This window comes from Hymenobacter negativus (genome assembly GCF_016056375.1).
GTDB classification, from domain to species: domain Bacteria; phylum Bacteroidota; class Bacteroidia; order Cytophagales; family Hymenobacteraceae; genus Hymenobacter; species Hymenobacter negativus_A.
In genome coordinates this window covers 176,225-188,466 of sequence record NZ_JAEDAE010000008.1, presented here as the reverse complement: position 1 = coordinate 188,466, position 12,242 = coordinate 176,225, and the positions used below count along the sequence as shown (strand labels likewise).

Sequence of the window (12,242 nt, the reverse complement as noted above, 5' to 3'; positions counted from 1 at the left end):
GAAGGGCAGTAGGCTTTTAACGAAGCCGGCAAGCGAGCAGCCGTCTGCCAGCCTGGTAAAAGTGCCGAAATGTAAGCCGGCTACCTCGTCTGCCGCCCGGCCCTGCCAACCTCCGGCGGCTCCGGTCAGCCTGTTATCTTTGCCCAAATTCCCACCTCACCACCCCAATCCCCGCCCCATGTCATCCGAAGCTGACGTTCTCTCCCCCCAGGCCAAGGCCCACACTGCCCAGAAAGGCAGCACCAATGCCAACGGCTTCACTGATTATTTCGACCTCGACGGCCTGCTGACCGAGGAGCACCTCCTCATCCGCCAGTCCATCCGCGACTTCGTGAAGAAGGAAATCAGCCCCAACATCGAAAAGTGGGCGCAGGACGCGCACTTTCCGAGCGAAATCGTGCGCAAGTTTGGCGACGTGGGCGCCTTCGGCCCCACCATTCCGCAGGAATACGGCGGCGGCGGGCTCGACTACATCAGCTACGGCCTCATCATGCAGGAAATTGAGCGCGGCGACTCCGGCATGCGCTCCACGGCCTCGGTGCAGGGCTCATTGGTAATGTTCCCCATCTACGCCTACGGTTCCGAAGAGCAGCGCAAGAAGTACCTGCCCAAACTGGCTTCCGGCGAGTGGCTGGGCTGCTTCGGCCTCACCGAGCCCGACCACGGTTCGAACCCCGGCGGCATGACTACCAACATCAAGGACATGGGCGACCATTACCTGCTGAACGGCGCTAAGCTCTGGATTTCGAACTCGCCCGAGTGCCAAGTGGCCGTGGTGTGGGCCAAAAACGAGCAGGGCCGCATCAAAGGTGTGATTGTGGAGCGCGGCATGGAAGGCTTCAGCACGCCCGAAATCCACAACAAGTGGAGCCTGCGCGCCTCCTGCACCGGCGAGCTGGTGTTTGAGGACGTGAAAATCCCCAAAGAGAACATCCTGCCCAACGTAGATGGACTGAAAGGCCCGCTGTCCTGCCTCGATTCGGCCCGTTTCGGCATTGCCTGGGGCGCCATCGGCGCAGCCATTGATTGCTATGAGTCGGCCCTGAAATACTCCTTGCAGCGCGAGCAGTTCGGCCGGCCCATCGGTGCCTTCCAGCTCCAGCAGAAGAAGCTGGCCGAGATGCTCACCGAAATCACCAAAGCCCAACTCATGGCCTGGCGCCTGGGCGTGCTCAAAAACGAAGGCAAAGCCACCAGCGCCCAGATTTCGATGGCCAAGCGCAACAGCGTCGACATGGCCCTGCACGTGGCCCGCGAAGCCCGTCAGATTCACGGCGGCATGGGCATCACCGGCGAGTACTCCATCATGCGCCACATGATGAACCTCGAATCGGTGATTACCTACGAGGGCACGCACGACATTCACCTGCTCATTACGGGTGCGGATATTACGGGTATTCAGGCATTTAAATAGGGCCCGTTTTAGCCGAACAGCGGTAATAGAACCGGCCGCCTCATTGCTGAGGCGGCCGGTTCTTGTTTTAGCAGAACGTGTTAGCGCCGCTCCATCATGTACACGGTTTCGGTGGTAGCCCCCACGCCCACGGTGCTCTGGGCCACGCTCACCAACCGCCAGCCTTTGGCGGCCAAGGCATTCACCTGTAATACCTCGGCATGATGCAGGGCCACGGCCACGTCGGTACTGGTGCGGTCGGTGCCGGGCTTCACGTTGGTCAGGCGCTGCACCTGCTGCTTGCCATCGGGCTGAATGGTAATGATTTCGGGCACATAGGACTCATTGCCCGGGCGGCCGCTGCCCACCACCATCAGGTAGCCCGTAGGGGCGGGCGCTGCGTTGGGATAAAACGCCCACGAGCCAGCCACGGCCAGCGACAAAGAAGCCAGGAGAAGGAATTTTTTCATAAAAAGGGAGGGGAGGAGGAAATGAATGCCCCCGCAACTTACGCAGCGTCAGGATTCCGCCTGGGCTTACTCCACGGTTAGGCGGCGTACCTTCCCGCCGCTGCGCACTAAGTACACGCCAGCCGGCAGACCCTCGGGCAGCACCAGCCGCGCCGCGCCAGCCGCATCAGCCGTGGCCGTGAGCAATACCCGGCCCAGCGCATCGAGCACCGTGAGCGGGGCGTTGGGGGCGGCGCCGGTGAGGGCTACTGCGCCATAGGCGGGGTTGGGGTAGAGGGTTAGTAGCTGCAGCGTGGGCAGGCCATTACTAGTCGCCAAGGCCGTAGCACCGTTTAGATACACACTCACCGTATTGGTGCCGTTATCGGTAATGAAATCCAGGTCGCCGTCGCTGTCTACATCGCCAATTGTTATAAAAGAGTGTATACCCCTTACGGCCATCTCCTGGCTGCCGCCAAAGATGCCGCTGCCGTTGTTAAGGCGTAAGCTCACCGGATTATTGGGGGAGTAAGGAGTGGTAGTGGCAATAGGCACAAGCAGGTCTAGGTCGCCGTCGCTGTCCACGTCGCCTAAAGCCATGCCTAGCGGACCGCCTGCTACACTCACTTCTTGGCTCCCTGAGAATATGCCGCTGCCATCGTTTAAGCGCACACTCACGGTATTGCCATAAAAGTTAGCCGTGAGCAAGTCTACATCGCCATCGCCGTCCACGTCGCCGGCCACCATGCTCAGCGGAATGCTGCCAACCGCCACGTTCTGGGTGCCGCTAAAGCTACCGGTGCCGTTATTCAGGCGTACGCTCACGTTGTTACCACCATAGTTTTCTATCAGCAGGTCGAGGTCGCCGTCATTGTCCACATCGGCGGCTACTACATTACATGGGCTGAAGCCGCCCGAGGGCACGTTCTGGCCACCACCAAAAGTGCCGTTGCCAGCATTGAGACATAGACTTACAGTGCCGCTACCGGTGGTAGTGCCAGAATTCGCCCCCGAGTTGGGGACCAGTAAATCCAGGTCGCCGTCCCCGTCCACGTCGCCCAGCGTCACCGAGTAGGGAGCAGGACCCACGGCTATTTCCTGGCCACCCGTGAACCCCCCACTGCCATCATTCAGACGCACGCTTACGGTGTTGCTGAGCTGATTGGCCACCACGAAGTCGATGTCGCCATCTCCGTCTACATCACCTGTATTTATACCGCTCGGCATGTTGCCTACTGGCACATTTAGCGTGCCGCTATAAGTCCCATTGCCCATATTCAGCCTTATGCTTACTGTTGAACCTGGGGCGGCAGCACTGCCCATATTACACAGGAGCAGGTCCAGGGCACCGTCGCTATTCACATCGGCCGCTGTCATAAAAGCAGGCATACCGCCCACGGCAGGCTCATTACCGGGCTGAAAATATCCCCGCCCCGTGCCGCCAACCGCCGCCGTAAACTGCCCCACCCGGCCCTGGGCCAGCGCCCCGCCGCTGCCAGCCGCCGCCGTGGTCACGGTGTACTGCACCGTCTCGCCGGGCCGAAAATCATAGGCCGTCGGCGCAAAGCTCAGCGTGCTACCACTCGCCACCGCCGGCGTGGCCCCACGCGAGCGCAGCCCGCCCTGCTGGGCCGAGAACACCTTGAGCGACCCCGCCGAAGCGGCCGTGAGCGGTTGGTTAAAGTTAACCGTGACGGGGCCGCTGCGAGCCGCCGCCCGCGCATTAGCCATCGGAATAACCGAGGTAATGACGGGAGCCTGGGCCAGCGCCACGCCCGCCGGGGCCAGCAACAAGCCGGTGCGCAGTGTCCAGCGGGGGAGTGAGTAAAAGTTTGTCATAGGGAATGTGGTTGGAAAGGAGTGCTACAATTTTAGCAAGCGTAAAGCTTGGCTGCGGGCGGCCGAATCATCACTCGGCCAGCAGCTCGGCTAGCTGCGAGATTTCGGCTTTCGCCTCGGCTATTTCCTCATCATCGGGGTGGTTGACTTCGACCACTTCCACGAAGCCGGCCATCAGCAGCAGCAGCACTTCACGGGCATGGTGGGCCGAGGCGGCTATTTCTTCCGCGGTTTCTTCACTCCTGGCCGCCGCGTTGCGCATCACGTCTTCCAGGCTGCCGGTGGCCATCACGTCGGTCACGGTGCTCAGGGCGCACACCTGCGCCGCCTGGTACAGCCGCAGCAGCTCCGAGCGGCTGAGGCTGAGCGGCTCCTCGGCATCGGAGGCGGCCAGGCGGGCGGCCAGCCGCTCCAGGGCCTTGCGGCGCAGGCGGCGCACCCCGCCCAGCGCCCGGCCAAAAGCAGTTTCGCCCAGTTCGGCCAAAATGTAGGGCAGGCGCAGGGCGGTGCTCAGCGTCACGCGCTGGCCTGCGTTGAAGGTGACGTGCACGGCCGGCTCTTCCGCGTCTTCGGCTTCGTCGGCCGCGTCCAGCGCCTCGGCCTGGATTTCTTCGGGCGAGTGGCCGGGCGGATAGTAGGGCCGCAGCGTGTCGTCGAGGCGGGCGAAGATGCTTTCGGTTTGCAGGCGGCGCAGGTGCAACTCCTCGCGTAGCTCGGCATCGGTCCCGGCCAGGTACTGCGCAATGTTTTCCAGCAGCGACTCGCCGAAGGTGAGCATGTACTGGCGCGGCCCGGCGAACCCCCCTTCTGGGGCTTGGTGGCGGGACAGGTAGGCCCGCAGGGGCTCGTCCAGGGCACTTTCGAACACCAGCCGGCCCACTACCACAAAGTCGAACAGCTGGAGGGTGTGGGCGGCCATCAGGCGGGCCAGGCTGTGGTTGTCGGCCGCGGCCACCACCAGCTGCAGCGTGTCGAGGTCGTAGCTAAGTAGCTCCTTCAGGGCCAGGGGCACCGGGTCGTCGTCGTGGCCCAGCAGCATGTAGCTGGCCACGCTGCCCAGCAGCAGCAGCGGCTGCATGGTTTCGTAGAGTTGGGGCGGCAGCAGGGCAATTTGCCGTTGCAATTCGGCTTCAAACTGTGCGGCTTGCTCGGCAGCATGCTCTTCTTCAGAAGCTGCATCCAAGTCGTCGTCATCAAAATCGGCCATGGGGAAGGGCTGGGCTGCCACGCACGATGGCTACGGTAAATTGGGAAGAAAACCTGAAAATGCGCCCTGCCCAACTATGTCTGCACTGTAAAACTCCCATCCGTACCGTAGTTTTACTTCTTGTTAAGCAGCGTTATCGGTGCAAAACTTCGGTAACGAACTTAGTCAGCGGCAGTGCGAACAGCAATGTCAGCGAGCAGTTCAGCTATCTGATGTACAGTTTCAACCAGAACTGTCTGTTGGGGCAGGCGCTTCACAGTTAATCTTTCCCACGCACGGCATCGGCCCCGTAATCCAGGGTATTCACGTCCTGCCAGCGCCTCTCTACCCCAGTGGCCGGCAGATAAATCACCCAATCACTAACCCATGCGGGCGCAGTCCCGTTACGCACAGCTCAATGATTAAGCCGCTCACCTCGCTGAGGTTTCTGTTTGCCTTCATGGTGTTTGCCAGCCACATCCAGTTCTTCGATGCGGCCACCTACCCCCGGTATGCCCACTGGTACGAGCTGGTAATGGGCGAGGGCTTTATTGGGGTCAGCTTCTTCTTTATCCTGAGCGGTTTCATTCTGTCGCTGAACTACGATGAGCGGCTGCTGAGCCGGCGGGTGTCGTTTCGCGAATTCTGGGTGGCCCGCATTGCCCGGGTGTACCCGCTGCACCTCGTCACCATGCTGCTGGCCCTGGGCCTTATGCTGTATTCGGCCGAGGAATACGCGGGCCCTTTCCAGAACATGGCCACCGGGCTCAACGTGCTGTTCACCAACGCCACCTTGTTGCAGGCATTCATTCCGGAGATGCCGTACTATTTCTCCTACAACTGGCCGTCGTGGAGCATTTCGGATGAAATGTTCTTCTACTTCACGTTCCCGTTCGTGGTGTTTCTGCTGGTCCGCAACAAGCTGCTGCTCCGCTTTGGGTGGGTACTGTTTCTCGCGGTGCCGTTTCTGATGCAGGTATCGCAGGAAGACGAGTACCACAAGCTGTTCTACATCAATCCGTTCTTCCGGCTGGTCGACTTTCTGCTGGGCATTGCCCTGCATCAGGTTTACAAGCAGGGCTTTGTGGGCCGGGCCTACCGTTCCCGCCTGGGTGCTACCGCGCTCGAAGTGTTGTCGTTAGCGGCTTTCGTCACGGTGTTTCACTTTCACCGCGACTTTGCCATCGTGTACCGGTATTCGTGCTACTACTGGCTGCCCATTGCCTTCGTAATCCTCTCGTTTTCCTACCAGCGGGGCTACCTTTCGACGCTACTGTCTGGCCGGACGATGGTGTTGTTGGGCGAAATCAGTTTCAGCTTCTACCTCATTCACCAGCTGGTAATCCGTTGGTTGAAGTATGAGAACGACCACCGCGGGCTCTTCGATAACATGTACGTGCTGGCCGCTCTCATCTTCGTGCTGAGCATGGTGCTGAGCTACCTGTTGCACCGCTTCGTGGAAATGCCCAGCAACCACTACATCAAGGCGCGGTACAAGCGGAGTCGTTTCGGGCCGGTTCCGCCGCTTGTTACGCCGGCTGTGGCCGCCGTGCCGGTAGCAGAAGCCATCCCGGTGCCGTAATTTGGCCCCATGATGAAAGTCGTCCCTGCTTCCGAACCCCTTGTGCTGCTCGAATGCCTCGTGGCCGGCACCTCGCACCGCCCCAACCTGGAAAAATACGAGCCCAAGCTAAAGGTGGGCCAGGCCCTGCACCTAAGCCGCGAAGCCGATAACCACTACGACGACTGGGCCGTGCAGGTGCACACCGCCCCCGCCACCGACCCCGCCAACGTCTGGCTCGGCTACCTGCCCGAGGGCCGCAACGAGACCGTAGCCCGCCTGCTCGATGCCGGCAAGCACCTTTCGGCCCGCCTCAACCACAAATCCTGGGAAACCGACTGGCTGCACCTCGACATCGAAGTGCTGCTGCACGAGTAGGAACGGGGCCTCTGGAGGCCTTTTGTCATCCTGAGAGCAGCGAAGGAACTTATCACATCAGAATAGCCGCTCCAACCTGATAAGGTCCTTGGCTGCGCTCAGGATGACAGCCGATTTTTATTCAACGCAAGGAGCTTTTTCGCTGCTGATTTAGTTACTCATACGCTTAGCAAGCGCCGACCAATCATTTTAGCAATATCATTATGCGCGAAGCCTATCTTACCGGTGGCACCGACGGGTTTGATGCCACCGACAAGGACATCGACAAAGCCCTCCGGCCGCTCAGTTTCGACGATTTTACGGGCCAGGACAAGATTCTGGAGAACCTGAAAGTGTTTGTGGCCGCCGCCAAAATGCGCGGCGATGCCCTCGACCACGTGTTGCTGCACGGCCCTCCCGGCCTGGGCAAAACTACCCTATCGCACATCATTGCCAACGAGCTGGGTTCGGGCATCAAGATGACCAGTGGCCCCGTGCTCGACAAGCCCAGCGACCTCGCTGGCCTGCTCACCAACCTGGAGCCACACGACGTGCTGTTCATCGACGAAATCCACCGCCTCAACCCCGTGGTGGAAGAATACTTGTATTCGGCGATGGAGGATTACCGCATCGACATCATGCTCGATTCGGGCCCGAATGCCCGCTCGGTGCAGATTTCGCTGTCGCCCTTCACCCTGGTGGGCGCTACCACGCGCTCGGGCATGCTCACGGCCCCGCTGCGGGCACGTTTCGGTATCTCGGCCCGCTTGGAGTATTACGACTCCAAGCTGCTGACCAGCATTGTGCAGCGCTCGGCCGAGATTCTGGGCACGCCCATCCACGAGGACGCGGCCTTTGAAATTGCCCGTCGCTCGCGCGGCACGCCCCGCATCGCCAACAACCTGCTGCGCCGCACCCGCGACTTCGCCCAAATCAAGGGTGACGGCACCATCACGGTCGAAATCGCGCAGTTTGCCCTTAACGCCCTCGATGTAGACGCCCGCGGCCTCGACGACATGGACAAGCGCATCCTGACCACCATCATCGACAAGTTCAAGGGTGGCCCGGTGGGCATCAGCACCATTGCCACCGCCTGCGGTGAGGAAGGCGAAACCATCGAAGAAGTGTACGAGCCGTTCCTGATTCAGGAAGGCTACATCAAGCGCACCTCGCGCGGCCGTGAGGCCACCGAGGCCGCGTACCAGCACCTCGGCCGCCTGCTGCCAAACCACTTGCGCGGCAATAACGGCGCGAGCTTGTTTGATGAGATAACCTCGTAAGGCTGTCGCCTTATATTGTCCGTCATCCTGAGTGCAGCGAAGGACCTTATCACGCCTAAAAGATTGTTCAGCACAGTCGGCTAAGCGTGATAAGGTCCTTCGCTGCGCTCAGGATGACCTATTTTTACCTGTTATCAATTCCATTGCCCATGCTTCCCCAGTCCCAATGGGCTCCCTTCATCAAGCGCCGTGCTGCCGAGCTCGGCTTTATGGCCTGCGGCATTTCGAAAGCGGAATTCCTGGAGGAAGAAGCCCCACGCCTCGAAACCTGGCTCACGCGCCGCATGAACGGCAAGATGGGCTACATGGAAAACCATTTCGACAAGCGCCTCGACCCGCGCCTGCTTGTAGACGGGGCCAAATCGGTGATTTCGCTGCTGCTCAACTACTACCCCGCATCGGAAACCCAGCAGCCCGACGACACCCTCAAAATCAGCAAATACGCCTACGGCCGCGACTATCACTTCGTCATCAAAGACAAGCTGAAAACGTTGCTGGCCGACATGGAAGCTGAAATCGGTGCCATTGGCGGGCGGTGTTTCGTTGATTCGGCGCCGGTGCTGGACAAGGCCTGGGCCAGGAAATCCGGCCTCGGCTGGGTAGGTAAAAATTCGAACCTAATAACACCCGGCACGGGCTCGTTCTACTTCATTGCCGAGCTGATTGTGGATGTAGAGCTACCCGCCGACGGCCCCATCCGCGACTATTGCGGCACCTGTACCAAGTGCGTGGATGCCTGCCCCACCCAAGCCATCACCGAGCCCTACGTGGTAGACGGCAGCAAATGCATCAGCTACTTCACCATCGAGCTCAAAGACCAGATTCCGACCGAGGTGGCCGGGCAGTTTGGCAACTGGATTTTCGGCTGCGACATCTGCCAGGACGTGTGCCCTTGGAACCGCTTTGCGAAGCCGCACAACGAGCCACAGTTCAACCCCGCGCCCGGCCTCAAAGACCTGACGCCCGGCGACTGGCGCGAAATCACCCACGAATTATTTACGGAGCTGTTCCGTCAGTCGGCCGTGAAGCGCACGGGTTACGAAGGGCTGAAACGCAACATCAGGTTTGTGGCCGAATAGCGTCGGCCCGCGCGGGGGCTTTTCCTAGGCCAGGCCGATTTCCGGCGTGGTGCTGGCAAATACCCGCTTGAGCACCCGGCGGTAGAGGCGCACAAACTGCCGGTAGCACCAGGTGCGGAAGTCAGGCAGTTCGGCGGGCTTTATCATTTTGAGGGCTTTGCGCAGTTCTTTCTCAAACAGGGCTTTGTTGAAGCTGACCTTGGTCAGAATCATTTTCACGTAATCCAGCATAGGGTGGGGAAAAAAGGACGGTGAAATAGTAAGTAGAAGCGCAGCAATATTAATTGATAAGACTTGCTGTCGGATATTAAAGTTAATATATATACTTAAGATTTTCACAATCCATGGTGCTCCTGAAGTGGAACACTAGCGGGCCGGATACGCAAAAAGAGCAGCCAGGGCCACTCTTTTTGGATAAAAAGCCAAAATTTTATAAGTGCGGGTTACACGAACAAATTCAGGGCTGCCTGAGCTGCTGCGCTGCTTACGGGCTCATCAAAAGCCTCGGCCAGCGCCGGGTCGTGAATGGCCGTGTTGGTGCTGATGAGCAGCAAAGAAGCGAATGGAATTGGCACCCCCGGCGTTACGTACTGAACACCATTTTCTTCGCCGCCCGTAGCGGCCGTGGTCAAGGCTTGGGCGGCAGCGGGACGCACTATAGCGGTGTCTTCCTCGCTGGGCCAGTTTTGCACTACTGCGCCCCGGCCCTTGCGCAGCCCGCGAATGTGGGCCGAATGCTGGGCCTCCACGGCGTGAATGCGCAGCGCGGCCCGCAGCAGCTGCGAGTCGCTGATATTAATGGACTGTGTTTGGTAGAGGCGCACGCTCAGGTCTTCCAGTTGCTGGGCCAGGGCCAGGAAGGCGTCATAGTTCGTGAGCACGTTAGGAAACAGCTCGGGGTTGGTGGCCACGCCGTGCTTGCCGCTGAAATCGAACCGGGGCAGGGCGGGTACAATGGCTCCGGCATCCTGCAGGGCTTTGAGGAACAGGGCGGCGTGCTGGGTCTGGTGGGCCAACAGGCGCTGAAAATCGGCAGTTTGCGCCGCCGGGATGAGGCCGGTAGCGGCCAGGGCCTGGGTATAAAGAGCAACCTGCGTGCGTTCGAGCTGGAGCAGCTGCGTCACGGCATCGTAGGACGTATCGGCTGGCGCGGCGGCGGCGGGCAGGGCTGCCCCCAGCGGCAGTGCCGCCACGGCGGCCCGCCCCAGCTGGGCCAGCAGGGCGCGGCGGGGGGCCGGCGCGGCAGTGGCGGGCGCAGCCGCTAGGTGGTCAAGAATGGAAATCAGCTTCATACAGGAACAGCCAGGCTGGCCACGGAAATAACGTAAGGAGCGAAGTAGGGGGCCAGTGCCGTCATCACTTCGGTAGGGGTTTTGGTGAGCAGCTGGCCGGCGCTGTCCACCACGTCGCTGTTGGCAAAGGAGCCGGGCGTGAGCAGGTCGCGCACTGCCGCGGCCTGGCGGGCCTGCACCGACGACATCTTGAGCAGAATGGTGCGCTGCGGCACGCTGCTGGTGGTGAACAACGTCAGCAGCACCGGGTAAGCAGCCGCCACGAGGTCGGCAACCTGCTGAGCGGCTGCCAGCACACCCGCGCGGGTGCTGAGCGTGAATTTGCTGAGATTGAACACGAAGTCGGTAGGAACCAGTTGCGTAGCGCCCGTCGTGTCGATGAGGTAACTAATGGTTTTCTGATGCACTACCTCATGGTCGCGCAGGTCGGCAAAAACGGCGCGCTCGGCAGTGGTCAGGTCCGTGGGCGGAGCGTCTACTACTTTCTGGTAGAGCGTAATCTGGGCCAGGGCCAGCAGGTAGGCGTAGTACAGCAGGCCCGAGTCGCCGGCTGGTAGAGCCAGCTGGTAAGGGTCGGCAGGAGTGGGGGTGGTAGTAGTACCCGAGCAGCCGGCCGCAATCAGAGCCACTGAGGCCGCCGAAGCCGCCGAAACCCGTAGAAACACGCGTCGCCCCAGCGACTGCTCCCGCCAGGCGGGCAAAAAAGTGTGGTCAGACATTCGTAAAGTATTCAAGCCAGCCCGCTAACCCGAGAAGCCGGGTTCCAGCCATTACAAAGGTACTCGCTACCCATCCATTGGTTGCAAAGCCCTAAAAAACAAAGCCGGTCCTGCGCGGGGCAGAACCGGCTGGCAGCCGAAAGAGTGCCGCTCAGAGTGTGGTTATGGCTTAAGCCAGCAGCCCGCCGGCGCGGGAAGAGTCCAGTACCTCAGCGGCCTGCAAGGGCTCGTCGAAGGCGGCAGCGGCATCATCGGGCAGGTACGTGGTGCTGCCGATGCCCGTGGTGATGAGCAGGGCGAGTTTCGTGCCGGCCGCTCCCTGCTGCAAATTACTTTCCTGGGGGCTGGGCTGGGCCGGGTTGAAGGCTGGGATGCCGTAGGTGGTGCCGCCGAGGGCGACGGTGGTGCGCGTGCTGCTGGCTACGCCGCTGGTATAGGCGGCTTTGTAGTTGGCATCGGCGGCCAGGTCGTCGCCAATGCTCACCCAAGGCTGCTGGCCGCGCATGGTGCGAATATGCGCCGCGTGCCGGGCCTCGATGGAGTGAATCTGGAGCACCGGCGTAAGCAAATCGGTGCCAATTAGCTCGGCGGCGCGGCCTTTGTAGGCGCGCACGCCGGTGTCTTCCAACACCTGGGCATACTTCAGCTGGTCGGCGTAGGTGGCGGGCAGCAGGCTGGGGTTGAAGCGGATGCCGGCTGTGCTTGAGCCTGTGACCGGCGTGCCTCCGGCCTTGATGACGGCATCGTGCAGGTAGGCTACATGCGCGTCCTCGTGGGTTTTGATGACGGTGATGGCATCGAAGGCCGCGCCGGCCGGAATCTGGCCGGCGGCGAGGAACTGGCGGTAAAAGTCGGCTTCGAGCAGCTCTAGGGTCAGGGCGTAGTTCAGGATGTCGGTGGGCAGCGAGGCCGTGCCGGCGTAGGCCTTCTGGAATAAAGCGCCCAGAAACAGGGGCGAGGTGGCCAGGGCCGCGCGCTGGGCCACAGTGCCCAGCGAGTTGAACACGGCGCGGCGCGAGCTGAAACGGTCCAGTACGTCGGGGTCAGCTTCCGCCAGCAGGTCGATGATGTTGAAAAAATTCATGGC

General features: G+C 60.8%; 12 protein-coding genes. 5 read left to right on the top strand and 7 right to left on the bottom strand.

The genetic code is table 11. From position 1 onward, the window contains the following. Window positions 1-178: 178 nt before the first annotated feature. Entirely contained in the window at window positions 179-1,414 is a 1,236-nt protein-coding gene (locus I7X13_RS16635; RefSeq protein ID WP_233454820.1) for an acyl-CoA dehydrogenase family protein, read from the top strand. A gap of 80 nt (window positions 1,415-1,494) precedes the next feature. Here the strand turns inward: I7X13_RS16635 and I7X13_RS16630 are convergent, their stop codons facing one another. The 3 genes from I7X13_RS16630 to I7X13_RS16620 all read right to left on the bottom strand — a co-directional run bounded on the left by I7X13_RS16630 (window position 1,495) and on the right by I7X13_RS16620 (window position 4,888). Then, window positions 1,495-1,863: a DUF4177 domain-containing protein gene (locus I7X13_RS16630; protein ID WP_198076333.1), complete on the bottom strand. Its 369-nt coding sequence runs from the start codon at window positions 1,861-1,863 to the stop codon at window positions 1,495-1,497. Between the two features lie 66 nt (window positions 1,864-1,929). Continuing rightward, window positions 1,930-3,681 (bottom strand): FG-GAP-like repeat-containing protein, encoded by a 1,752-nt coding sequence (locus tag I7X13_RS16625; protein WP_198076332.1) that lies wholly within the window; start codon window positions 3,679-3,681, stop codon window positions 1,930-1,932. A gap of 70 nt (window positions 3,682-3,751) precedes the next feature. Further along, window positions 3,752-4,888 carry a hypothetical protein gene (locus I7X13_RS16620; RefSeq protein WP_198076331.1) on the bottom strand — a complete coding sequence of 379 codons (1,137 nt, stop codon included), beginning with the start codon at window positions 4,886-4,888 and terminating at the stop codon, window positions 3,752-3,754. Window positions 4,889-5,285: 397 nt separating this feature from the next. On the opposite strand from I7X13_RS16620, the gene I7X13_RS16615 reads away from it, so the two are divergent. The 4 genes from I7X13_RS16615 to queG all read left to right on the top strand — a co-directional run bounded on the left by I7X13_RS16615 (window position 5,286) and on the right by queG (window position 9,144). After that, window positions 5,286-6,449, top strand: a complete 1,164-nt coding sequence (locus I7X13_RS16615) for an acyltransferase family protein (protein ID WP_198076330.1) — start codon at window positions 5,286-5,288, stop codon at window positions 6,447-6,449. Window positions 6,450-6,458: 9 nt separating this feature from the next. Continuing rightward, window positions 6,459-6,806 (top strand): HIRAN domain-containing protein, encoded by a 348-nt coding sequence (locus I7X13_RS16610; protein WP_198069910.1) that lies wholly within the window; start codon window positions 6,459-6,461, stop codon window positions 6,804-6,806. A 203-nt stretch (window positions 6,807-7,009) separates the two neighbouring features. Further along, window positions 7,010-8,065, top strand: coding sequence for a Holliday junction branch migration DNA helicase RuvB (gene ruvB / locus I7X13_RS16605; RefSeq protein WP_198069911.1), 1,056 nt, complete (start codon window positions 7,010-7,012; stop codon window positions 8,063-8,065). Between the two features lie 149 nt (window positions 8,066-8,214). Continuing rightward, complete coding sequence (queG, locus tag I7X13_RS16600; RefSeq protein ID WP_198076329.1) at window positions 8,215-9,144, top strand: tRNA epoxyqueuosine(34) reductase QueG; 930 nt, start codon at window positions 8,215-8,217, stop codon at window positions 9,142-9,144. Window positions 9,145-9,168: 24 nt separating this feature from the next. Here the strand turns inward: queG and I7X13_RS16595 are convergent, their stop codons facing one another. The 4 genes from I7X13_RS16595 to I7X13_RS16580 all read right to left on the bottom strand — a co-directional run bounded on the left by I7X13_RS16595 (window position 9,169) and on the right by I7X13_RS16580 (window position 12,239). Continuing rightward, window positions 9,169-9,375 (bottom strand): hypothetical protein, encoded by a 207-nt coding sequence (locus I7X13_RS16595; protein WP_198069913.1) that lies wholly within the window; start codon window positions 9,373-9,375, stop codon window positions 9,169-9,171. A 212-nt stretch (window positions 9,376-9,587) separates the two neighbouring features. Further along, window positions 9,588-10,436: a ferritin-like domain-containing protein gene (locus I7X13_RS16590; RefSeq protein WP_198076328.1), complete on the bottom strand. Its 849-nt coding sequence runs from the start codon at window positions 10,434-10,436 to the stop codon at window positions 9,588-9,590. After that, entirely contained in the window at window positions 10,433-11,155 is a 723-nt protein-coding gene (locus I7X13_RS16585) for a ferritin-like domain-containing protein (protein ID WP_198076327.1), read from the bottom strand. Before I7X13_RS16585 ends, I7X13_RS16590 begins: the two co-directional genes overlap by 4 nt. A 169-nt stretch (window positions 11,156-11,324) precedes the next feature. Next, entirely contained in the window at window positions 11,325-12,239 is a 915-nt protein-coding gene (locus tag I7X13_RS16580; RefSeq protein WP_198076326.1) for a ferritin-like domain-containing protein, read from the bottom strand. Window positions 12,240-12,242: the final 3 nt, after the last annotated feature.

What these genes read in the sequence shown, in the direction of transcription:
- I7X13_RS16595 (WP_198069913.1), bottom strand. Translation starts at nt 9,375, where the DNA reads ATGCTGGATTACGTGAAAATGATTCTGACCAAGGTCAGCTTCAACAAA.
- I7X13_RS16630 (WP_198076333.1), bottom strand. Translation starts at nt 1,863, where the DNA reads ATGAAAAAATTCCTTCTCCTGGCTTCTTTGTCGCTGGCCGTGGCTGGC.
- I7X13_RS16585 (WP_198076327.1), bottom strand. Translation starts at nt 11,155, where the DNA reads ATGTCTGACCACACTTTTTTGCCCGCCTGGCGGGAGCAGTCGCTGGGG.
- I7X13_RS16610 (WP_198069910.1), top strand. Translation starts at nt 6,459, where the DNA reads ATGATGAAAGTCGTCCCTGCTTCCGAACCCCTTGTGCTGCTCGAATGC.
- I7X13_RS16580 (WP_198076326.1), bottom strand. Translation starts at nt 12,239, where the DNA reads ATGAATTTTTTCAACATCATCGACCTGCTGGCGGAAGCTGACCCCGAC.
- ruvB (WP_198069911.1), top strand. Translation starts at nt 7,010, where the DNA reads ATGCGCGAAGCCTATCTTACCGGTGGCACCGACGGGTTTGATGCCACC.
- I7X13_RS16635 (WP_233454820.1), top strand. Translation starts at nt 179, where the DNA reads ATGTCATCCGAAGCTGACGTTCTCTCCCCCCAGGCCAAGGCCCACACT.
- I7X13_RS16590 (WP_198076328.1), bottom strand. Translation starts at nt 10,436, where the DNA reads ATGAAGCTGATTTCCATTCTTGACCACCTAGCGGCTGCGCCCGCCACT.
- I7X13_RS16615 (WP_198076330.1), top strand. Translation starts at nt 5,286, where the DNA reads ATGATTAAGCCGCTCACCTCGCTGAGGTTTCTGTTTGCCTTCATGGTG.
- I7X13_RS16620 (WP_198076331.1), bottom strand. Translation starts at nt 4,888, where the DNA reads ATGGCCGATTTTGATGACGACGACTTGGATGCAGCTTCTGAAGAAGAG.
- I7X13_RS16625 (WP_198076332.1), bottom strand. Translation starts at nt 3,681, where the DNA reads ATGACAAACTTTTACTCACTCCCCCGCTGGACACTGCGCACCGGCTTG.
- queG (WP_198076329.1), top strand. Translation starts at nt 8,215, where the DNA reads ATGCTTCCCCAGTCCCAATGGGCTCCCTTCATCAAGCGCCGTGCTGCC.